The 20,046-nt window shown below is 65.0% G+C and carries 23 protein-coding genes; 12 read left to right on the plus strand and 11 right to left on the minus strand.

Features of this window, described 5'->3' with window-relative positions; translation table 11 throughout:
• Positions 1 to 196 precede the first annotated feature (196 nt).
• The 3 genes from CDE01S_RS05395 (at position 197) to CDE01S_RS05405 (ending at position 2,777) form a co-directional block, all read left to right on the plus strand.
• The gene (locus CDE01S_RS05395) at positions 197 to 619 is read left to right on the plus strand and encodes a rubrerythrin family protein (RefSeq protein WP_066704738.1); all 423 of its coding nucleotides are present in this window, start codon (positions 197 to 199) and stop codon (positions 617 to 619) included.
• A 206-nt stretch (positions 620 to 825) separates the two neighbouring features.
• Positions 826 to 2,175, plus strand: a complete 1,350-nt coding sequence (locus CDE01S_RS05400; protein ID WP_066704740.1) for a (Fe-S)-binding protein — start codon at positions 826 to 828, stop codon at positions 2,173 to 2,175.
• Positions 2,176 to 2,186: 11 nt separating this feature from the next.
• The gene (locus tag CDE01S_RS05405) at positions 2,187 to 2,777 is read left to right on the plus strand and encodes a DUF3501 family protein (RefSeq protein WP_066704795.1); all 591 of its coding nucleotides are present in this window, start codon (positions 2,187 to 2,189) and stop codon (positions 2,775 to 2,777) included.
• A gap of 57 nt (positions 2,778 to 2,834) precedes the next feature.
• Here CDE01S_RS05405 and CDE01S_RS05410 read toward each other — a convergent pair whose 3' ends face one another.
• A complete protein-coding gene (locus CDE01S_RS05410) occupies positions 2,835 to 3,449 on the minus strand; it encodes an SPOR domain-containing protein (RefSeq protein WP_157077050.1) in 615 nt (204 codons plus the stop codon).
• 139 nt (positions 3,450 to 3,588) lie between these two features.
• Positions 3,589 to 4,293, minus strand: a complete 705-nt coding sequence (locus CDE01S_RS05415) for a pseudouridine synthase (protein WP_066704744.1) — start codon at positions 4,291 to 4,293, stop codon at positions 3,589 to 3,591.
• On the opposite strand from CDE01S_RS05415, the gene yaaA reads away from it, so the two are divergent.
• Together yaaA and queF are read left to right on the plus strand one after the other, a co-directional pair.
• Positions 4,292 to 5,068, plus strand: a complete 777-nt coding sequence (yaaA, locus tag CDE01S_RS05420; RefSeq protein WP_066704746.1) for a peroxide stress protein YaaA — start codon at positions 4,292 to 4,294, stop codon at positions 5,066 to 5,068. The genes CDE01S_RS05415 and yaaA overlap by 2 nt on opposite strands.
• Positions 5,065 to 5,910, plus strand: coding sequence for an NADPH-dependent 7-cyano-7-deazaguanine reductase QueF (gene queF / locus CDE01S_RS05425; RefSeq protein ID WP_066704748.1), 846 nt, complete (start codon positions 5,065 to 5,067; stop codon positions 5,908 to 5,910). Before yaaA ends, queF begins: the two co-directional genes overlap by 4 nt.
• Before the next feature lie 43 nt (positions 5,911 to 5,953).
• On the opposite strand, the gene CDE01S_RS05430 is transcribed toward queF, so the two are convergent.
• Positions 5,954 to 6,790, minus strand: a complete 837-nt coding sequence (locus tag CDE01S_RS05430; RefSeq protein ID WP_066704751.1) for an enoyl-CoA hydratase-related protein — start codon at positions 6,788 to 6,790, stop codon at positions 5,954 to 5,956.
• Between the two features lie 141 nt (positions 6,791 to 6,931).
• On the opposite strand from CDE01S_RS05430, the gene CDE01S_RS05435 reads away from it, so the two are divergent.
• The gene (locus tag CDE01S_RS05435) at positions 6,932 to 7,387 is read left to right on the plus strand and encodes a DUF1569 domain-containing protein (RefSeq protein ID WP_245636112.1); all 456 of its coding nucleotides are present in this window, start codon (positions 6,932 to 6,934) and stop codon (positions 7,385 to 7,387) included.
• Positions 7,388 to 7,392: 5 nt separating this feature from the next.
• Here the strand turns inward: CDE01S_RS05435 and CDE01S_RS05440 are convergent, their stop codons facing one another.
• From CDE01S_RS05440 to CDE01S_RS05450, 3 genes are all read right to left on the minus strand, one after another.
• Complete coding sequence (locus CDE01S_RS05440; RefSeq protein ID WP_066704799.1) at positions 7,393 to 7,671, minus strand: hypothetical protein; 279 nt, start codon at positions 7,669 to 7,671, stop codon at positions 7,393 to 7,395.
• Between the two features lie 63 nt (positions 7,672 to 7,734).
• The gene (dinB, locus tag CDE01S_RS05445) at positions 7,735 to 8,979 is read right to left on the minus strand and encodes a DNA polymerase IV (protein ID WP_066704757.1); all 1,245 of its coding nucleotides are present in this window, start codon (positions 8,977 to 8,979) and stop codon (positions 7,735 to 7,737) included.
• 49 nt (positions 8,980 to 9,028) lie between these two features.
• Positions 9,029 to 10,618 carry a sensor histidine kinase gene (locus tag CDE01S_RS05450; protein WP_066704758.1) on the minus strand — a complete coding sequence of 530 codons (1,590 nt, stop codon included), beginning with the start codon at positions 10,616 to 10,618 and terminating at the stop codon, positions 9,029 to 9,031.
• Positions 10,619 to 10,718: 100 nt separating this feature from the next.
• Here CDE01S_RS05450 and CDE01S_RS05455 point away from each other — a divergent pair, with 100 nt between their 5' ends.
• Positions 10,719 to 11,312 carry a putative pterin-binding protein gene (locus tag CDE01S_RS05455; RefSeq protein ID WP_066704759.1) on the plus strand — a complete coding sequence of 198 codons (594 nt, stop codon included), beginning with the start codon at positions 10,719 to 10,721 and terminating at the stop codon, positions 11,310 to 11,312.
• Between the two features lie 22 nt (positions 11,313 to 11,334).
• Here CDE01S_RS05455 and CDE01S_RS05460 read toward each other — a convergent pair whose 3' ends face one another.
• From CDE01S_RS05460 to argH, 3 genes are read right to left on the minus strand one after another with little or no spacing between them, the layout of a single operon-like run.
• On the minus strand, positions 11,335 to 12,492 hold the full coding sequence (locus tag CDE01S_RS05460; RefSeq protein ID WP_066704761.1) for an alpha-hydroxy acid oxidase: 1,158 nt from the start codon (positions 12,490 to 12,492) through the stop codon (positions 11,335 to 11,337).
• A complete protein-coding gene (locus CDE01S_RS05465) occupies positions 12,480 to 12,956 on the minus strand; it encodes a hemerythrin domain-containing protein (protein WP_066704763.1) in 477 nt (158 codons plus the stop codon). Before CDE01S_RS05465 ends, CDE01S_RS05460 begins: the two co-directional genes overlap by 13 nt.
• Before the next feature lie 11 nt (positions 12,957 to 12,967).
• Entirely contained in the window at positions 12,968 to 14,410 is a 1,443-nt protein-coding gene (argH, locus tag CDE01S_RS05470; protein WP_066704765.1) for an argininosuccinate lyase, read from the minus strand.
• A gap of 132 nt (positions 14,411 to 14,542) precedes the next feature.
• Between argH and CDE01S_RS05475 the strand changes: the two genes are divergently transcribed.
• The 3 genes from CDE01S_RS05475 to CDE01S_RS05485 are packed head-to-tail and all read left to right on the plus strand — an operon-like array spanning position 14,543 to position 17,170.
• Positions 14,543 to 15,580 carry a sensor histidine kinase gene (locus tag CDE01S_RS05475; RefSeq protein ID WP_066704767.1) on the plus strand — a complete coding sequence of 346 codons (1,038 nt, stop codon included), beginning with the start codon at positions 14,543 to 14,545 and terminating at the stop codon, positions 15,578 to 15,580.
• A 55-nt stretch (positions 15,581 to 15,635) separates the two neighbouring features.
• Positions 15,636 to 16,379: a LytR/AlgR family response regulator transcription factor gene (locus tag CDE01S_RS05480; RefSeq protein WP_066704768.1), complete on the plus strand. Its 744-nt coding sequence runs from the start codon at positions 15,636 to 15,638 to the stop codon at positions 16,377 to 16,379.
• 29 nt (positions 16,380 to 16,408) lie between these two features.
• A complete protein-coding gene (locus CDE01S_RS05485) occupies positions 16,409 to 17,170 on the plus strand; it encodes a TerC family protein (RefSeq protein ID WP_066704769.1) in 762 nt (253 codons plus the stop codon).
• Here CDE01S_RS05485 and CDE01S_RS05490 read toward each other — a convergent pair.
• On the minus strand, positions 17,161 to 18,429 hold the full coding sequence (locus tag CDE01S_RS05490; protein WP_066704770.1) for a DUF2325 domain-containing protein: 1,269 nt from the start codon (positions 18,427 to 18,429) through the stop codon (positions 17,161 to 17,163). The genes CDE01S_RS05485 and CDE01S_RS05490 overlap by 10 nt on opposite strands.
• Positions 18,430 to 18,444: 15 nt before the next feature.
• Complete coding sequence (locus CDE01S_RS05495) at positions 18,445 to 18,774, minus strand: hypothetical protein (protein WP_066704772.1); 330 nt, start codon at positions 18,772 to 18,774, stop codon at positions 18,445 to 18,447.
• 178 nt (positions 18,775 to 18,952) lie between these two features.
• Between CDE01S_RS05495 and queE the strand changes: the two genes are divergently transcribed.
• Positions 18,953 to 19,588 (plus strand): 7-carboxy-7-deazaguanine synthase, encoded by a 636-nt coding sequence (queE, locus tag CDE01S_RS05500; protein WP_066704775.1) that lies wholly within the window; start codon positions 18,953 to 18,955, stop codon positions 19,586 to 19,588.
• Positions 19,585 to 19,947, plus strand: coding sequence for a 6-pyruvoyl trahydropterin synthase family protein (locus CDE01S_RS05505; protein ID WP_066704776.1), 363 nt, complete (start codon positions 19,585 to 19,587; stop codon positions 19,945 to 19,947). The genes queE and CDE01S_RS05505 overlap by 4 nt, the downstream gene beginning before the upstream one ends.
• The last annotated feature ends 99 nt before the right edge of the window (positions 19,948 to 20,046 follow it).

Raw genomic sequence — 20,046 nt, forward strand, 5'->3', positions numbered from 1 at the left:
TTCGGGAAGACCAGCGGGCTGCGCGAGGTTTTTTTGAGAATGAATCTCAATAGCAAAAAATCATAGGCAGCGGTAATTCTTTGAATTGAAAGAGCCTATTAGACCGAGGGCCCGAATCGGAATAGTCTGTGCGAGTCTTTGACACAACTTGTTCAAGGCACGCGAGACAAATCTTCAACTTTTCAAGGAGATATTCATGCCGACACTCAAAGGTTCCAAGACGGAAGGGTGCCTCAAAGAAGCCTTCGCCGGCGAATCCCAGGCGAACCGCCGTTACCTGTATTTTGCGAACAAGGCCGACGTTGAAGGCCAGAACGATGTGGCCGCGCTGTTCCGCTCCACCGCCGAAGGCGAAACCGGCCACGCCCACGGGCACCTGGAGTTTCTGGAGCAATCCGGCGACCCGGCCACCGGCCTGCCGATCGGCCCGACCCGCGACAACCTGAAGTCGGCCGTGGCGGGCGAGACCCACGAGTACACCGACATGTACCCCGGCATGGCCAAGACCGCCCGCTCGGAAGGCTTCGATGAAATCGCCGACTGGTTCGAAACCCTGGCCAAGGCCGAGCGTTCGCATGCGAACCGCTACGCCAAGGCGCTCGCAGAACTCGTCGATTGATTTTCGGCTACTGCGCGGCTGTGATCCGTCGTTGCGGGGCCTGTCGGGAAATCCTCACGTACCTTCAGGTACGTTCCGGTTTCCCGCCACCCGCTTCTTTAGCTGACAGCCGCTCGCTACGCCGCAAGGCGTAGCGGTTTTACAAAACAGCTTCGAGCAGGCGCTTTTTTGTAAATCCAAAACCATAACGAGACAAAGGACTGGCCATGGCACGCGAAGGCAACCTGGAAGCCCCGACCCGACATCCGCTGGACTGGAAAAATCCCGACTTCTACGACGAGGCCTCCTGCTTCAAGGAACTGGAACGCATCTTCGATATCTGCCACGGTTGCCGCCGTTGCGTCAGCCTGTGCGGCGCCTTCCCCACGCTGTTCGACCTGGTGGACGAGAGTTCGACCATGGAAGTCGACGGGGTCGACAAGAAAGACTACTGGCAGGTGGTGAACCAGTGCTACATGTGCGACCTGTGCTACATGACCAAGTGCCCGTACACCCCGCCGCACGAATGGAACCTGGACTTTCCGCACACCATGCTGCGCGCCAAGGCCATCAAGTTCAAAAAGGGTGAGGTCGGCATGGCCGAGCAATTCCTGGCCTCCACCGACGTGCATGGCCAGTTCGCCGGCATCCCGGTCGTGGTGCAGGTGGCCAATGCGGTCAACAAGACCCGGGCCATGCGCAGCGTGATGGAAAGCGTGGCCGGCGTGGACAAGGAGGCCTGGCTGCCTGCGCTGGCCACCCGAAAGTTCCGCTCCGGCCCGCCCAAGGCCCGGGCCACGGTGGTGAAGGACGGCGAGAAGACGCCGGGCAAGGTGGCGATCTTTGCCACCTGCTACGTCAACTACAACGAACCCGGCATCGGCCACGACCTGCTCAAGATCCTGGACCACAACGAGATCCCCTACGTGATCGTGGACAAGGAAAAATGCTGCGGCATGCCCAAGCTGGAATTGGGTGACCTCGATGCCGTGAATGCCAGCAAGGAGGCCAACATCCCGGTGCTGGCCCGCTATGCGAAAGAGGGCTACGCCATCCTGGCCGCTGTGCCGAGCTGCGCGCTGATGTTCAAGCAGGAAATCCCGCTGATGTACCCGGACGAGGCCGATGTGCAATTGGTCAAGGACGCGATGTGGGACCCGTTCGAATACCTGATGGCGCGCAAGCGCGACGGCCTGCTCAAGACCGAATTCAGCACGCCGCTGGGCAAGGTGAGTTACCAGATCCCCTGCCATGGCCGGGTGCAGAACATCGGCAAGAAGACCGAAGAGATGCTCAAGATGATCCCCGACACCACGATCAACACCATCGAACGTTGCTCGGGTCATGCCGGCACCTTCGGCGTCAAGAAGGCCTACCACCAGCAGGCCATGAAGATCGGCAAACCGGTGTTCAAAGCCATGGCCACCATGAAGGACGGCGCCAAGCCCGACTACATCAGCTCGGACTGCCCGCTCGGCGGCCACCACATCGCGCAGGGCTTTGAGGTCAACGGCCTCGGCGCGCCTGAACTACAACATCCGCTTAGCCTCGTGCGCAAGGCCTACGGCTTGAAATGAGGAAGATGGACATGCAGCTCACCGGCAAGATTACGCCCGACAGCCTGATGTCGCTGGAGGCGTACAGCAAATGGCGCAAGGAACACAAGGCAGAGGTCATGGCGCACCGCCAGTTGCGCAGCGTGCACCTGGGTGAGCACATCCACCTGCAGTTCGAGTCCGAGACCACCATCCGTTACCAGATCCAGGAGATGCTGCGCATCGAGAAAATCTTCGAGGAGGAAGGCATCCTGCAGGAGATCGAGGCCTATGCCCCGCTGGTGCCGGACGGCAGCAACTGGAAAGCCACGATGCTGATCGAGTACCCCGACATCAACGAGCGCAAGCGCGAGCTGGCGCGCCTGATCGGTGTAGAAGACCGCATGTTTGTCGAGGTCGAAGGGTATGAGCGTGTCTATGCGATTGCCGATGAAGACCTGGACCGCGAGAACGACGAGAAGACTTCCGCCGTGCATTTTGTGCGCTTCGAGTTCACGCCGGCCATGCGCGCAGCCATCCAGGCCGGGGCCAGCGTCAAGCTGGGTTGCGACCACACCCACTACCCGGCCCATGTGAGCATCGGCGCCGAAACGCTGACGTCCTTGGCGGGTGACCTGAAGTAGCTTGGCTTGCGTGGTGTCCGCCGCCCGCTGGCTCAGCGGGCCTGGCGCGTCAGTCCGTCAGTGCCGGAAAACGATGGCTTCCAGCTTGAGGGTCTGGATGGTTTTTACTGCGGCGTCGGCTTGGGCTCGTGTGGAAAACGGTCCGACCCGAACGCGGGTCAGCTGGCCCTTCTTGTTCGTCAAGCGGTCGGAAAACACCGGCAATCCCGCCCCCTCCAGCTTCTGGTGCGCGTTCGTGCCGTTGGCGGGAACGGCAAACAAGCCCACATTGATGTAGTACCCGTGCGCCAGGTCGGCTGCGGTCAGGGTGGGCAACGGTGCTGCCGCCTTCGGCGTTGACGCCTTGGCCGGCGCCTGGGGCGGGCTTGCTGGCGGCGTTTCTGCCTTGACGGGGGCCGCCGGCGCGGTCGTGGCGGCTTCCGGCTGGGTGGGCAAAGACTGGGGCGCTGCCGCGCTCAACGGTATGGCGGCTGTGGCGGGTTTTTCGCCTTCGGCCGGGGCGGTGGCTGGCGCCGGTTCGGCGGGAACGGCAACCGGCGTGGGTTCGGAGGCCCTGGATTTGGGCCACAAAGAGCAACCTGCCAGAAAGGTCGCGGCCACGATGGCCATCATGCCCAGCGTGGCGCTGCGTGTGCGCGGGGTGTTGTGCAAGAGCGTCGAGAGACAGTGCATGGGACGGGTGCTTTCTGGGTAAGGCGCAGGGTGCGCGGTTCCTCTTCGGAGGCCAGAATGGTCGCACATTTTGGCGCAAGCCAGAACAGGCGCAGAGGCAGGGCCGACAAAGGGGCCGGCGATGGGGGGCGACGGGTCGCTACCCGGCGGCAAGATGCCTTGGCCAGAGCTGCCACTCAGGGCCGGGTTCTGCTTCAAGGGTGAGGACCATGCCGCTGATGGGATGCGGCAACACCAGGCGCTGTGCATGCAGCCACAAGCGTTGCTGGCCCAGAAACTCCGCCACGGCACGATTCAACGGCCCCTTGCCATGCGTGGCATCGCCGATGATGGGGTGGGCCATGTGCTTCATGTGCCGGCGCAGCTGGTGGCGCCGGCCGGTCAGGGGCTGCAGTTCAACCAGGGCGCAACGCGTGCTGGCAAAGGTGCCGTAGGGCAAAGGCAGTTCGTAGTGCGCCAGCGTGCGGTAACGCGTCTGCGCATCCTGTACTTCCTCGCGGCCGGCGCGGGCGTCGTCGCGCATGCGTTTGAGCGGATGGTCGATCAGGCCTTCGGCGGCGGGCCAGCCGCGCACCACGGCGCGGTAGGTTTTCTGCATGGCTGCACCGGTGTCGAACTGCTGGCCAAGCAGACTGGCAATGGAGGCGTCGAGTGCGAACAACAGCACGCCACTGGTGCCCTTGTCGAGCCGGTGCGCCGGCCAGACCGGGCGGCCGAGCTGGTCGCGCAGCAACTGCAGCGCGAACTGCGTTTCTCCTGCATCAAGCCCGGTGCGGTGCACCAGCAGTCCGGGCGGTTTGTTCACGGCCACGAGATAATCGTCGTGATACAGGATTTCCAGCATGTTGTTTTTATTATCCCCCGCCAAATCGCTCGACTACGACACCCCCGCCGGCGACGTGCCGCACACGCAGCCGCTGTTCGTCAAACAGTCGGCCGAGCTGATCGGCCTGCTGCGCGAAAAGTCGCCTCAGGATATTGCCGAGCTGATGAGCCTCAGCGACGCGCTGTCGGGCCTGAACGTGGCGCGTTACCAGGCCTGGAGCCCGAAGTTCACAGCGAAAAATTCCAAGCAGGCGGTGCTGGCCTTCAATGGCGACGTCTATGAGGGGCTGGACGCCAAGACGTTGAAGGCCGACGACCTGGCCTGGGCGCAAGAGCATGTCTGCATCCTGAGCGGCCTCTATGGCGTGCTGCGGCCGCTGGACTGGATGCAGCCCTACCGGCTGGAGATGGGTACCCAGCTGGCCAACGCAAAAGGCAACAACCTCTACAAGTTCTGGGGCTCGCAGATTGCCGATTACCTCAACGAGCGGCTGCAGGCCGACAAGACGCCGGTGGTGGTGAACCTGGCCTCGCAGGAGTATTTCAAGTCGGTGGACCAGAAAACCTTGAAGGCACGCGTGATCGAATGCGTGTTCGAAGACTGGAAGGGCGGCAAGTACAAGATCATCAGCTTCCTGGCCAAGCGTGCACGCGGCCTGATGGCGCGTTACGCCGCTACCCACCGGGTGACGACGCCTAAGCAGTTGGAGAAATTCAACCTCGAAGGGTATGCCTTCGATGCTGCGGCCTCTGAGCCGGATCGTCTCGTCTTCCGTCGCAAGGTGCAGGAATGACCACACCCGAAAACTCCCTGCTCGGCAAGGCCGTGCCCTACGCCGACCAGTACGACGCTTCGCTGCTGTACCCGATCGCCCGCATCGCCAAACGCGAGGAGATTGGTGTGCCGGCCACGCTGCCGTTTCTCGGCGCCGATCTGTGGACGGCCTACGAGCTGAGCTGGCTCAACGCCCGCGGCAAGCCGCAGGTGGCGCTGGCGCACATCACCGTGCCGTGCGAGACACCCAACATCGTGGAGAGCAAGTCCTTCAAGCTTTACCTGAACAGCTTCAACAATACGAAGTTCGCCGATGCGGCCGAGGTACAAGCACGCATCCGCACCGACATCAGCGAGGCAGTGTGTCGCGGCTCAGAGGCCAAGGGCACGGTGGGCGTCAAGCTGATCGCGCCCGAGCTGTTCGACCGCGAGCCGATCCACGAACTCGACGGCCTGAACCTGGACCGGCTGGAGGTGAAGTGCTCGCAGTACACGCCGGCGCCCGAGCTGCTGACGGCCGCCTTCGACGAGCAGCCGGTGAGCGAGGTGCTGACCAGCAACCTGCTCAAGAGCAACTGCCTGGTGACCGGTCAGCCCGACTGGGCCAGCGTGCAGATCAGCTACAGCGGGCCGCAGATCGACCAAGAAGGGCTGCTGAAGTACATCGTGAGCTTTCGCAACCACAACGAGTTCCACGAGCAATGCGTGGAGCGCATCTTCATGGACGTGTGGACGCGCTGCAAACCGGCCAAGCTGACGGTCTATGCGCGCTACACGCGGCGCGGCGGGCTGGACATCAATCCCTGGCGAACCAGCCATCCGCAGGCCTTGCCGGCCAACGTGCGCACGGCACGCCAGTAAATTGCTATCAAAAAAATAGCTGTTGGCGCCGTGTTGACGGGCTTTACTGGCCAATTTCCTTGAAGGATTGCAGCGGTGCCAGCGGCGGGAAGTTGCCACCGCGTTTTTCCTTCATGGCCGTCACGGACTCCAGCACATGCTTGTTGCTCCAGATCGCGCCCTGCAGCCAGCCCATCTGTTTGAGCGCGTCGTCTACGCCGTGGTCGCGTGCATAGTGCAAGGCCTGCTTGGTGCCCCAGATGGCCACCGGCGGCTTGGCGGCGATTTCTTTCGCGGTCTGCAGCGCACCGGCCAGCAGGGCTTCCGGGGTGTCGAACACCTGGTTCACCAGGCCGTAACCGAGCGCCTGCGCCGCCGGCAGGCGGCGGCCGGTGTAGGCCAGTTCCTTCACCACGCCCAGCGGCATGAGCTTGGGCAGACGCTGCAGCGTGCCGACGTCGGCCACCATGCCGATATTGATTTCCTGGATGCAGAAGAAGGCATCTGCCGTGGCGTAGCGCAGGCAGCAGGCGGACACCATGTCCACCGCGCCGCCGATGCAGCCGCCCTGGATGGCCGCGATCACCGGGATGCGCAGCGTCTCCAGCTTGCTGAAGGTGGCCTGCATGTCGGTCAGCAGGTCGAAGACGGCGGCGCGGCCCTCGGGGCTGCGGTCGTCCAGTTGCACCGCGCCGCCGAAGGTCTCCAGCGCCATGCCGGCACTAAAGTGCCGGCCGGTGCTGCTGATCACCAGTGCGCGCGCCTCGTTGCCGGCGTGCAGCTGGGTCAGCATCTGGTCGAGCTCGCGCCAGAACAGCGGGTGCATGGTGTTCATCGCCTCGGGGCGGTTGAGCACCAGGTGGGCGATGTGGTCGGTGACGGTGAGCGTGAAGCAGTTCATGGCGGCAAGGTGGGTGGGAGTGGATAAACTGTAATCGAACGAACCCGTCTTCCACAGTCACCTGTGCGAAACAGGTGTCCTCCCAAGATGAACTGCAGACACTACCTCGTTCTACAGACGAGCTTGCTCGCCGGAGGTGCCATGGCCAATATCCCTAAAGTCCAGTCGCTGGATGATGTACTGCGCTGGCTCGACCGGCTCGAGCGCGCCAGCCAGGTGCGCAGCACCAATGCCTGGACGATGCGTGCCGTGCTTGAGCACCTGGCGCAAAGCATCGAGATGAGCCTGGACGGTTTCCCCGCACCGAAGAGTCCGCTGTTCCAGGCCATCGCCGGCTCGGCGGCCTTTGCCTTTTTCAAGTGGCGCGGTCGCATGAGCTACGGCCTGACCGAACCGATCCCCGGCGCGCCGCCACTGGCGCAACTGGAGGACTGGCAACCCGGCGCGGCCCGCCTGCGCGCGGCGGTCACACGCTTCCAGTCACATACGGGGCCGCTCCAGCCGCACTTTGCCTATGGTGCGCTGAGCCGGGCTGACTTTGCCCTGGCCCACGCCTTTCACGTGGCCAACCACCAGGACGAGATCGAGGAGGCCTGAACCGTTCAGCCGACGTTGCCGAGCCAGTCGCAGCGCAGGCGTTGCGTCTGATGCGCGTGCCGGCGCCAGGCCACATACATCTGCGGTGCGCTCATGGCCAGCAGGCACAGCGGCCAGGCCCAGAGGGCATCCAGCGCAAAGGCCGGCAGCCAGCCGACCAGACCCATCAGCCACAGGCAGAGCATGGCATCCCACAACTGGTATTCCAGCGGGTGATCGTCCCGGTGGGCCACATGCCATTGCTTGATGCGTTGCATCTCCACCAGGGTGAGGGCGTGATTCATGGGAGCCTCCTGCGCGAAGTTCAATTGTAAGTTTCGCGTCAGATTTTTCAAGGTGCTGTCAGGTCAGAACAGCGAGCCGGTTTTTGCTCCTGAATTCATAGCGACTGGCGCATGACCAGCAAGGTCTGCCCCCTGTTTTTGCAGGGCATCCGCTTCGTCGGCGCGCAGCAGCGAGCCCACCCGCACCCCCAGCAGGCGCAGCCGGCGCGACAGGTCCACGCGCTTGAGGCACTGGCCGGCGGCTTGGCGGATGGCCTTGGCGTCACCGGTGTAGTGGTCGAGGGTCTGGTCGCGCGTCACGCTCTTGAAGTCGTCGTAACGCAGCTTGATGCCGATGGTCTTGCCGACATAACCCTTGCGTTGCAGGTCGGCCGCCACGCGCTCGCACAGCCAGGTGAAGACCTTGCCCAGCTCGGCCTTGTCGCGCACGGCGTGCAGGTCGCGTTCGAAGGTGGTTTCGCGGCTGACCGACACCGGTTCGCTCTCGGTCACCACCGGCCGCTCGTCGCGGCCCCAGGCAGCCTCAAACAGCCAGGCGCCGTAACTCTTGCCGAAGTGTTCCACCAGCCAGGCTGGTTCGCGCGCCGCCAATTCGCCGATGGTGTGGATGCCGTGTGTCTGCAGCTTGGCGTCGGTCTTGGGGCCGACGCCGTTGATCTTGCGGCAGGGCAGCGGCCAGATCAGCGTCTGCAGGTCGTCCGGCAGCACGATGGAAATGCCGTTGGGCTTGTTGAACTCGCTCGCCATCTTGGCCAGCAGCTTGTTGGGGGCCACACCGATGGAGCAGGTCAGGCCGGTGGCTTCCAGAATGCTTTTCTGGATCAGCCGTGCCAGCGTGCGGCCGCCCTCGCGCTGGCCGCCGGGGACGTTGGTGAAGTCGATGTAGACCTCGTCCACGCCGCGGTCTTCCATCAGCGGTGCGATCTCGGTGATGACCGCCTTGAAGCGGCGCGAGTACTGGCGGTATTCGTCGAAGTCCACCGGCAGCAGGATGGCCTGCGGACACAGCTTGGCCGCCTTCATCAGGCCCATGGCCGAGCCGACGCCGAACTGACGCGCCGGGTAGGTGGCGGTGGTGATGACGCCGCGGCCGGTGTAGTCCTTCAATAGCGGAAAGGCCTCGACGGGAATCTCGGACAAGGGCACTTCGGCATATTGCTGCAACAGGGCGTCGTCAGGCCGGCGCCGGCTGCCGCCGATGACCACCGGCAGGCCCTTGAGCTGCGGGTAACGCAGCAACTCGACCGAGGCGTAGAACGCATCCATGTCGAGGTGGGCAATGCGCCGGTTGGGCGGGGAGGTACTCATGGTCGTTGGCATCGGGCCGCAGTGGCCCGAGGGTGAGGCGGTCGTTGCGTCAGGCTCCCGTGGCCGGTGGCGGCACCGTCGGCAGCTCGACGTGGAACGTGGTGCCCTGGCCTTCAACCGATTCAAAGCCCACGCTGCCGCCGTGTGCCTCGACCAGCGCCTTGACGATGCTCAGGCCCAGCCCTGTGCTGGCAATGGGCCGGTTGGGGCGGGCGGGGCCGCGGGCGAATTTCTCGAACACGTGGGGCTGGAAATCGGCCGGGATGCCCGGCCCGTCGTCACTGACGCAGACGCGCACCTTGCCTGGGGCAGTTTGGGTGATGCCCACACGCACGGTGCCGCCACGCGGCGAAAACTTGGTGGCGTTGGAAATCAGGTTGGCGCCGATCTGCTGCAGGCGCATCGGATCGGCATGCACCCAGAACGGCTCCTGCGGCGGTGTGAAGTCGAGCTGGACGTCGCTTTGCTGCGCGTAATCGCGCAACTGCGCCAGCGTGTCGCGCACATTCAGGACGAGGTCCACCGGGCATTTTTGCAGCGTCAGCCGGCCCGACTCAATGCGCCGACTCTCCAGCAGGTCGTCGATCAGGCGCAGCAGCCGCTCGGCATTGCGCTCGATCATCGACAGGCTGGTCTGCAGCCGCGGCGGCAGCTCGCCGAGTTGGGCCTGGCCGAGGAACGACAGCGTACTGGAAATGGTGGAGATCGGCGTGCGCATCTCGTGCGTGATGACCGAGAACAGTTCTTCGCGCGAGCGTTCGGCCGCCTGACGGCGCTGATCCTCGCGACGCAGCAGAAAAAGCGAGGCACCGATCACCGCCCCGAAGGCCAGCAACACCAGCAGCGTGCCCCCCAGCGTGCGGCGCTTGTACGCGGCAAAGAAGTCGGGCTGCGCCAGATCGGCCACTTGCCACAGGCTGTGCTTCACCGGATGGCGGGCCAACAGGCGGCCCAGCTCGTCCGCCGTCAGGCGGTAGTCTTCGCGCGGCGTGCGGTTGCGTGCGCCTTCGGCGGTGACCTCGATCATGGGCTGCGCCGCATCCGAGATCAGCATCAGCTGATGCCCGGGCGGCTGGATGCTGCGGATCATCTGGCCGAGCTCTGTCGGTGCAAAGCTGACCATCAGCACGAAGGGCCGATCGCCAGTGCCGCGCCAGCTGGCCATGACATCGTAGTGGTAGGCCAGGTTGTTCGGGTGGATGCGGGCGGCATAAAAGCCGTGCAGGGCATAAGCCTGGATGTCCTGCACGCAGATATCGCCGACATAACCCTCGAAATCCGGGGTGAGGGGGTGGCCCTGGTCATCGGTGATGGTGAAGCCGAAGACGTCGGGAAAGACCCGCTTCAGGCTGCGCTCCAGCTGCTTGAGTAGTGCCGTGTCGTCCGGGGCTGCCTGCAACTGGCGCAGCAGCGGCAGATGGTCTTCGGCGTACAGCTGCACCTGGCGTTGCCGCTCGCTCAGGATGAAGGTCACCTGGTTGGCGACTTCCGCGCTGGTGGTGCGTGCCAGGTCGCGGTGCGAGGTCTCGAAGCGGATCACGCGGTCGAAGTAGCCCAAGATCAGGAGCAGGATGGCCAGCGTGCTCAGGACGGTGACAATCCATTGGCCGGTGGTCAGGTGCTTCTTGAATGCTCGCATAGGGCTGTCATCCCGACGAATCGGGGGGTGTATGGTGTGTGGCCGGTGCTTGCCACCATGATACGTCCCTGCCGTTCAATCCTATTGAAGGAGGAAGCCGATGAAAAAACGCCATTTCCTTGTCGCCACCGCCACCGCCGCCGGTGCCACCTTCACCTCGGCCGCCCTGGCTGCGCCCGCGCGCCAACGCCCGGTCGGCCCCGGCCTGCTGACTATCACCGGTGCCATCGGCCGCGGCAACCGCGGGCCGCTGGACAAGGCGCTGGACCAGATGCTGGCCAAGCAACAGATCACTTTCGACAAGGCGCATGTGTTCGATTTCGCGGCCCTGCTCCGCCTGCCGGCCGTGACCATCCGCCCGACGGTGGAATACGACGCCCATGTCCACACGCTGAAGGGGCCGCTGCTGAGCGAGGTGCTGCAGGCCGCAGGGGTGGATGTGAGCCGCCCGGCCAAGCTGGTGCTGCGGGCGGTCGATGGCTATACCGTCAACCTGAGCCTGGCGCAGGCGCACCAGCAGCGGTTCATCGTGGCCACCCATCTGGACGGCCAGCCGATGGCGCTGGGCGGGCTGGGGCCCCTGTGGGCCGTGTTCGATGCCGACCGTTACCCCGAGATGGCCGCCAAGCCGCTGCCGGAACGCTTTGCCCAGTGCCCCTGGGGCCTGTACCACCTGGCGGTGCAGCCGGCCTGAACCGGCTGCCAGGGCTGCAGGATCAGGCGGTCGGGTAGGTGCCCGGCAGCAGGATGCTGCGGTCCACGTTGCTGAGCTGGGTATGGCCGCAGAAGGCCATGGTGGTGTCGAGTTCCTTGTGGATCATCTGCAGCGCCTTGCTCACGCCGGCCTCGCCCATGGCACCCAGGCCGTAGGCCATGGCGCGGCCGATCATGGTGCCGCGTGCGCCCAGCGCCCAGGCCTTGAGCACGTCCTGGCCGGAGCGGATGCCGCCATCCATCCAGACCTCGATTTGGGAGCCGACCTCGGCCACGATGGCCGGCAGGGCTTCGATGCTGGACGGCGCGCCGTCGAGCTGGCGGCCGCCGTGGTTGCTGACCACAATGGCATCGGCACCGCTGGCCACGGCCAGGCGGGCGTCTTCCGCGTCCATGATGCCCTTGAGGATGAGCTTGCCGCCCCACTGTTCCTTCACCCAGGCAATGTCGGGCCAGGACAGGCGCGGGTCGAACTGCTCGTTGGTCCAGGCGGCCAGCGAGGTCATGTCGCTCACGCCCTTCACATGGCCCACCAGGTTGCGGAAGGTGTGGCGGCGCGTGCCGGCCATGCCCAGACACCAGCGCGGCTTGGTCATCAGGTTGATGATGTTGGCCAGCGTGGGCTTCGGGGGCGCGGTCAGGCCGTTTTTTAGGTCCTTGTGGCGCTGGCCGATCACCTGCAGGTCCAGCGTGAGGACCAGGGCCGAGCAATTGGCGGCCTTGGCGCGCTGGATCATGCGGGCCATGGCGTCGCGGTCGCGCATCATGTAGAGCTGGAACCAGAACGGCGCGCTGGTGTTCTCGGCGATGTCCTCGATCGAGCAGATGCTCATGGTCGAGAGCGTGAACGGGATGCCGAACTTCTCGGCCGCGCGCGCCGCGTGGATCTCGCCGTCGGCATGCTGCATGCCGGTCAGGCCCACGGGGGCGATGGCCACCGGCATCTTGACGTCGATGCCGATCATCTTGACGGCCGTGCTGCGGTTGTCCATGTTCACCGCCACGCGCTGGCGCAGCTTGATCTTCTGGAAGTCGGCCTCATTGGCGCGGTAGGTGCCCTCGGTCCACGAGCCGCTGTCGGCGTAGTCGTAGAACATGCGCGGCACGCGCTTTTGCGCCAGCACGCGCAGGTCTTCGATGTTGGTGATCACGGATGGCACGAGGGAACTCCTTCAGTCGTGTTGGGGGTGTTGTTCTTGAAAGTTTCGCTCACGGTATCAAAGCCTTTTTCCGCCAGGTAGCCCACCAGGCCGGCGTCCATGCTCTGGGCATGCTGGGGAAACCATTCCACCAGCGCTTCGAGCATGTTCTCGATCAGGGCCATCTCGCCCAGCAGGGCGCGGCGTTCCACCTCGCGCATCACCTCCAGCACGCTGTTGTGCTGGCCGAAGTGGCAGAAGTCGGCCGGGATGCCGCAGGCCGTCATCCAGCGCTCTTCCTGGGCGAAGTGCTCCACGGTGTGCTTGACCAGCTCCTGGTACAGGGCGAGTTTGGCTTCGGGGGCGGCGGCCGAGGTGGCGTTGACCAGCTCGACGAATTCCTCGTGTGTGGTGTCGGTGCGGGCATCGCCCAGCGCCAGTTCAGGCGACCAGACGAGCGTGGTGGCGGTGGACACGGTTGTCATGGTGTGTTCCTTCAGGCCTGGACGCCCAGGCGGGCCAGGTGGCGGGCGATCTGCACTTCAACCTGTGCCGGCGCTGTGCCGCCCAGGGTGTGGCGTGCGTTGAGCGAGCCGCGCAGCGACAGCACGTCGTACACGTCCTTTTCGATGTTCGGGTTGAACTGCTGCAGCACGGTGAGCGGCAGCTCCGACAGGTCGCAGGCATGGGTGATGGCGGCCTTCACCGCATGCGCCACGGTCTCGTGCGCATCGCGGAAGGGCAGGCCCTTCTTCACCAGGTAGTCGGCCAGGTCGGTGGCGGTGGCGTAGCCCTTGAGCGCGGCCTGCTCCATGGCCGGCGCATTGACGGTGATGCCGCCTTCGAGCTTGCCGGTATCGGGGTTCATCTGGCCGCCCACCATCTCGGCGAAGATGCGCAGCGTGTCCTTCAGGGTGTCCACCGTGTCGAACAGCGGCTCCTTGTCTTCCTGGTTGTCCTTGTTGTAGGCCAGCGGCTGGCCCTTCATCAGGGTGATCAGGCCCATCAGGTGGCCGACCACGCGGCCGGTCTTGCCGCGTGCCAGTTCCGGCACGTCCGGGTTCTTCTTCTGCGGCATGATGGATGAGCCGGTGGTGAAGCGGTCCGCAATCTTGATGAAGCCGAAGTTTTGGCTCATCCACAGAATGAGTTCTTCGCTGAAGCGGCTGATGTGCACCATCACCAGCGAGGCGGCGGCGGTGAATTCAATCGCAAAATCGCGGTCACTTACCGCGTCCAGGCTGTTCTGGCACACGCCGTCCATGCCCAGTGTCTTGGCCACGCGCTCGCGGTTCAGCGGGTAGCTGGTGCCGGCGAGGGCTGCCGCACCCAGCGGCAGGCGGTTGACGCGTTTGCGCACATCGGCCATGCGCTCGGCGTCGCGCGCAAACATCTCCACATAAGCCAGCATGTGGTGGCCGAAGCTCACCGGCTGCGCCACCTGCAGGTGGGTGAACCCGGGCAGGATCACGTCCACGTTCTGCTGCGCCACCGTCAGCAGCGCCTTCTGCAGGTCGGTCAGCAGGTCGCTGATGATGTCGATCTCGGTGCGCAGCCACAGGCGCACGTCGGTGGCCACCTGGTCGTTGCGGCTGCGGCCGGTGTGCAGGCGCTTGCCGGCGTCACCCACCAGCTGGGTCAGGCGCGCCTCGATGTTCAGGTGCACGTCTTCCAGGTCGAGCTTCCACTCGAACTTGCCGGTCTCGATCTCGGCCACGATCTGCGCCATGCCGTCACGGATGGCCGCATGGTCGATGGCGTTGATGATGCCCTGTGCCGCCAGCATCTCGGCATGCGCCAGGCTGCCGGTGATGTCGGCATGCCACAGGCGCTTGTCAAAAAACACGCTGGCGGTGTAGCGCTTGACCAGGTCGCTCATCGGCTCGGAGAAGAGCGCCGACCAGGCTTCGGATTTTTTGTCGAGTTGGTTTTTTGACATGGGAACCGTGCGGTGGATGGGGCGGGAGCCCCATTGTCGTGTGAATACATTGTGCGGAGGTCCGGACTTCACCAATAATCGGGTCTTGGCCCTTGTGGCCTGATCCCTTGGGCTGGTCCTGCCATCCGCGACATGAAAGATACCCAGATTTTATCGACCTTCCAGGAGTGGGCCCCCGAGCCGGCGGTGCCTGCTGCGCCGCCGGCGCCGTTGTTCAATGCCTGTCAGGTCGGCGTGGCCCTGCGCGCGGTGTTGTTTGTCGAGCTGGTGGTGGCGGTGGCCGCCCTGTTCGGGACGTCCAATTTCTTCGACTGGCTGATCCGGCTTTCGCTCTACACCGGCGGTGCCTTGCCGGCCACGGTGATCTGGCTGGTGGTGGCGTGCGCAGCCCGGCGCCCGCTGCTGCGCCTGCCGCCGCAAGGCCAGTATGTGGTCGCCATCGGGTTGGGGGCCTTGGCCGGCCTCTACGGCTGCGGCCTGCTGGTCCTGTCCGGCCTGCTGGAGACACCGCCCTGGCTGGCCAGTGCCGCCAGCGGCGCCCTGCTGGCGGGCAGCGGGGTGGGGGCGCTGGCCCTGCGTGAACGTGGCAAGACGCCAGCGGCCACCACGGCGCGGCTGGCCGAGCTGCAGTCGCGCATCCGGCCGCATTTCCTCTTCAACACCCTCAACAGCGCCATCGCCCTGGTGCGGGCCGAGCCGGCGCGCGCCGAGGCGCTGCTGGAAGACCTGAGCGACCTGTTCCGCCACGCCTTGGCGGACCAGGGCGAGTCCGTCACGCTGGCGCAGGAGATTGCGCTGGCGCGGCACTACCTGGAAATCGAGCAGGTGCGTTTTGGCGAACGCCTGCGGCTGGATTGGGCGCTTGACCCGGCCGCCGACACGGCCCGCCTGCCGCCGCTGTTGCTGCAGCCCTTGCTGGAGAACGCAGTGCGCCATGGCGTCGAGCCCAGCGCCGAGGGCGCACAGATCCGCATTTCCACCCGGCGCCGTGGTTCGAATGTGGTGATCAAGGTCACCAACACCGTGCCCGCCGGCCCCGGTGCCCAAGGCCATGGTGTGGCGCTCAACAATGTGCGCGACCGCCTGCGCCTGCTGCACGACGTGGAGGGCCAGTTCCGCCATGTGCTGAAAGACGGCGTGTTCCAGGTCCGCATCGAGGTGCCCGCATGAGCCGCCGGGCTGTTCCCAAGGCCAATACCGCAGCGCGCCGCGCGGAGGTCGCTCCATGACACTTCAAGTCCTGATCGTTGACGACGAATCGCTGGCGCGCGCCCGCTTGCGCACCCTGCTGGGCGACTGCACCAGCCCGGCGGTGAGCGTGGCGGGTGAGGCCGCCAACGCCACGCAGGCGGTCGAGTTGCTGCGCAAACAGTCGTTCGACGTGGCCCTGCTCGACATCCACATGCCCGGTGCCGACGGCCTGACGCTGGCGCGTACCCTGCAAACCCTGCCGCAACCGCCGGCCATCGTTTTTGTCACCGCGCATGCCGAACATGCGGTGCAGGCCTTCGAGATCGAGGCGGTGGACTACCTGACCAAGCCGGTCCGGCTGGAGCGGCTGCAACAGGCGCTACAAAAAGTGGAGCGCCTCGCGCAATCATCAAAAGGGCTGGGGGCTGATTTGCCTGAAGAATGCCTGGTGATCCAGGAGCGCGGCCGGACCGAGCGCGTGCCACTGGCCGAGGTGCTGTACTTCAAGGCCGAGCTGAAATACATCACGGTGCGCACGACGGCCAAGAGCTACATCCTCGACGGTTCCCTCAGCGAGCTGGAAGAGAAATACCCGACGCAGTTCATGCGCATTCACCGCAACGCCCTGGTGGCCCGGCGCGCCGTGCGCGCGCTGGAAAAACACTACGACCCGGAAGAGGGCGAGGGCTGGGCGGTGCGGCTCAATGGCATAAATGAGTTGCTGTCGGTGTCGCGGCGGCAGCTGTCAGCGGTGCGCGAGGCCATTGCCTCGCTCTGATTTTTTTCAACTCGGACCGAGGAGATGCCATGCTGGAGCTATTGACCGACCCACAGGCCTGGATCGCACTGGCCACGCTGACGGCGCTGGAACTGGTGCTCGGCATCGACAACATCGTCTTCATCTCCATCCTCGTGGACAAGCTGCCGCCCGAGAAGCGCGTGCTGGCGCGCCGGCTGGGCCTGTTCATGGCGATGTTCATGCGCATCGGCCTGCTGCTGGTGCTGTCCTGGATCATCGGGCTGGTGGCGCCGCTGTTCACCGTGTTCGGCCAGGAGATCTCGGGCCGCGACCTGATCCTGATCGGCGGTGGCCTGTTCCTGATCTGGAAGAGCACAGGCGAGATCCACCAGTCGCTCGAAGGCGAGGAAGGCCATGCCTCCAGCGCGGTGAAAGCCACCTTTGCTGCCGTCATCCTGCAGATCATGGTCGTGGACATGGTGTTCTCGCTCGACTCCATCATCACGGCGGTGGGCATGGTGTCCGAACTGGCGGTGATGATTGCCGCCGTGATCGCCTCGGTCATCCTGATGATGCTGTTCGCCGGCGCCATCGGCAACTTCGTGTCGGAGCATCCGACCGTCAAGATGCTGGCGCTGTCCTTCCTGGTGCTGGTCGGCGTGCTGCTCATCGCCGAAGGTTTTGACCACCACGTGCCCAAGGGTTATGTCTACTTCGCCATGGCCTTCTCGGTCGTGGTGGAAATGCTCAACATCCGAATGCGCAAACGGGCGGCCAAGCCGGTGCACCTGCATGAGGCCTATGCGCCGGCAACGCCGGATCAGTCCTGACGGGGGCTGGCTGCCGCCGTCAACGCCACAGCGTCAAGCGCCCGCTCCAGTGCCGCCCGGCTCGGCGTCTCCACAAACACGCATTGCTTGCCGGTTCGTTTGCAGTGGTCCTTCACGCGCCAGTAGGCGTTGTGGCTGATGCAGCCGCTCTGGCAGATCACCAGGTCGGCCGCGGCCAGCGTGGCATCGAGCTGGCTGGCGTTGTCTTCTTCGCCGCCATCGTGGTGTAGGAAGCGCGCGCCGGTGTGCTCGATCACATGGCGATAGATCGGTACGCTGGCCGTGCGGCCGCCCACGCACAGGACGGATCGCTTGCACAGCGGCGGTGCTGCGCTGCAGGCTGGCGCTGCCGGTTCGGCCAACTGGGCACTGCGCAATTGGCCGACTTGCGTTTCAGCCTCTTCGGTGCGCCGGCGCAGGCGTTCGGCCTCCTGCTGTGCCTGCTGCAGCGCACGCTGCAGGTGCTGGATCTGTTCGTTCTGTTGCCGGTTCTCTTGCGTGAGCGCGATGCGCTCACGCAAGCCGGGCGCGGCCTGTTCCTGCTCCGCCAGCTGTTCGCCTTGCAGCTGCAAGGCCGTTGCCGTGCGCAGCAGTTCGGCGCGCACACGCATCAGCTCACCCTGCTGCTGCTCCAGGCGCAGCGAGAATTCGGCCGCTTGGTTGCGGCTGCGGTGCTGGGCAGCCGCCAGTTCGCGCGTCAGTACGCCGTTTTCATGTGCCAAGGCATCCAGGCGCGTCAGGTCGGCGCGCGTGGCCGCGCCCACCTGGTGCTGCAGCATGTGCGCCTCGCCCAGCACGCGGTGTTCCAGTGCGGGCGTGCAGCGCGGGTGTGTCAGCGTGGCCCACAGGGCACCGGCCCAGTCGGCGTTGGCGCAGGCGCTTCGCCACCAGGCCGCCAGCGCCTCTGTGTGTTTGAGCTGGGCGGCAGCGCTCACCACCAGGCTGTAGCGTCGTTCCAGTTCCTTCTGCACCGCCTCGGCCATGGGTGTGCGGTGCTTGCATTCGGTGACCACGGTGCAGTGCACCTCGTAGTCGCTGCTGGCCGTCATGTCGCCCAGCGTGCGCTCGGCCAGGCGCCGCAGCAGCGGAATGGGCAGGCAGACGCCGACCACCGGGCAGAAGGCGTGGCCGTCGAGCTCCCACAGCCGCCGCCGGCGCGAGCCTTGCGGTGCCGGGGACTGCGGCACGTGCTGCGGCTGCGCGTAGGGCAGCGCCGCCTCCAGGGCGGATTGCAGCGGGTCGGGCTTGGCTTGGCACATGGGTCGCCTCCTGGGTCAGTGCAGCAGGCTGGCCGCTTCGGGCGGCATGGCGGCGTACAGCTCGGCTGCCATGACGGGGGTCTTGTCATGACCGGCGGCATTGCACACGGCAACCCAGCGCTCATGGGCATTGGCCATGACTTGGCGCAGGGCCGGGCTGGCGTGCGGATGGGTCTTGAGGAAGAACAGGTTGGAGACGATCTTGCGCGCCATCAGCAGGCGTTGCCGCCCGGGGCTGGTGGCCGCCTGCGCGGCCGGTGCAGCCCAGCAGGTCATGAGGGCGAAAGTGCCCGCCACCAGGGCTTCCAAGCAGGGGGTGGCGAGTTCATCATCGGTCAAGGGCATGGTCGGCTCCGGGTTGGATGTGTGACAGTGAAGCGTAGTGTAATGAGAATTATTCTCAATAACAAGACCTATTCCTGTCCACACAGCGGGGTATTGCCGATCGGGTCTTCTGTCTCAGCGCAAACCGGCTGGGGGCCAACCTGCGAAAATCACGCCTTTGCATGTTTCAAGGTAAGGCATGACTTACGCGGTCAAGGAGATCTTCTACACCCTGCAAGGCGAGGGCGCCCAGTCCGGCCGGGCGGCGGTGTTCTGCCGTTTTGCCGGCTGCAATCTCTGGAGTGGGCGCGAGGAAGACCGGGCCACGGCGGTGTGCCGGTTCTGCGATACCGATTTTGTGGGCACAGACGGTACCGGTGGCGGCAAGTTCAGCACCGCCGATGCGTTGGCCGATGCGATTGAACGCGCCTGGGAACCCGCCGGCCAAGCCGGCCGCTATGTGGTGCTGACCGGCGGCGAGCCGCTGCTGCAGGTGGACGAAGCACTTACCACCGCCTTGCATGCGCGCGGTTTCACCATCGCGGTAGAGACCAACGGCACCCTGCCGGCGCCGCCGGGGCTGGACTGGATTTGCGTCAGCCCCAAGGACCAGGCCGAGGTGGTGCAAAAGGCGGGCAGCGAACTCAAGCTGGTCTACCCGCAGCCGGGTGTGGACCCGGCCCAGTTCGCAGGCTTGGCCTTCGAGCATTTCTTCCTGCAGCCCATGGACGGGCCGCAACGCGAACAGAACACGGCGCAGGCGATTGCCTACTGCCAGCAGCACCCCCAGTGGCGCCTGGGCATCCAGTCGCACAAGATGATCGGAATTCGATGATGTACGAGATCAGCCAGCGTTTTTTCTTTGATGCCGCCCACACCCTGCGCCGCGAGATCGAGGCCGAGGGCAGCAAGCGCGTGCATGGCCACACCTACTACGCCGAGGTATTCGTGCGCGGCGAGCCGGCAGCCGAGAACGGCATGGTGATGGACCTGGGCTACATCCGGCGCGAGGTGAATGCCCTGCGCGAACAACTGGACCACCACTTCCTCGACGAGGTGCAAGGCCTGGGCCCGGCCACGCTGGAGAACCTCTGCACCTACATCTGGAAGGCGCTCAAGCCCAAGATTCCGGGTCTGTCGGCGGTGATGGTGGAGCGGCACGCGATTGGGGACAAGTGCGTGTATCGGCCTTGAGAGGTCGAGTTAGGGCGGCTTTCGGCCAGCAGCGGCCATCCACGAATTGCCCACAAAGCCGCCGCTCATCCCCCATTGGGGGCATAGACGCCTCGTGGC

It is taken from the genome of Curvibacter delicatus NBRC 14919 (genome assembly GCF_001592265.1).
GTDB lineage: Bacteria > Pseudomonadota > Gammaproteobacteria > Burkholderiales > Burkholderiaceae_C > Hylemonella > Hylemonella delicata.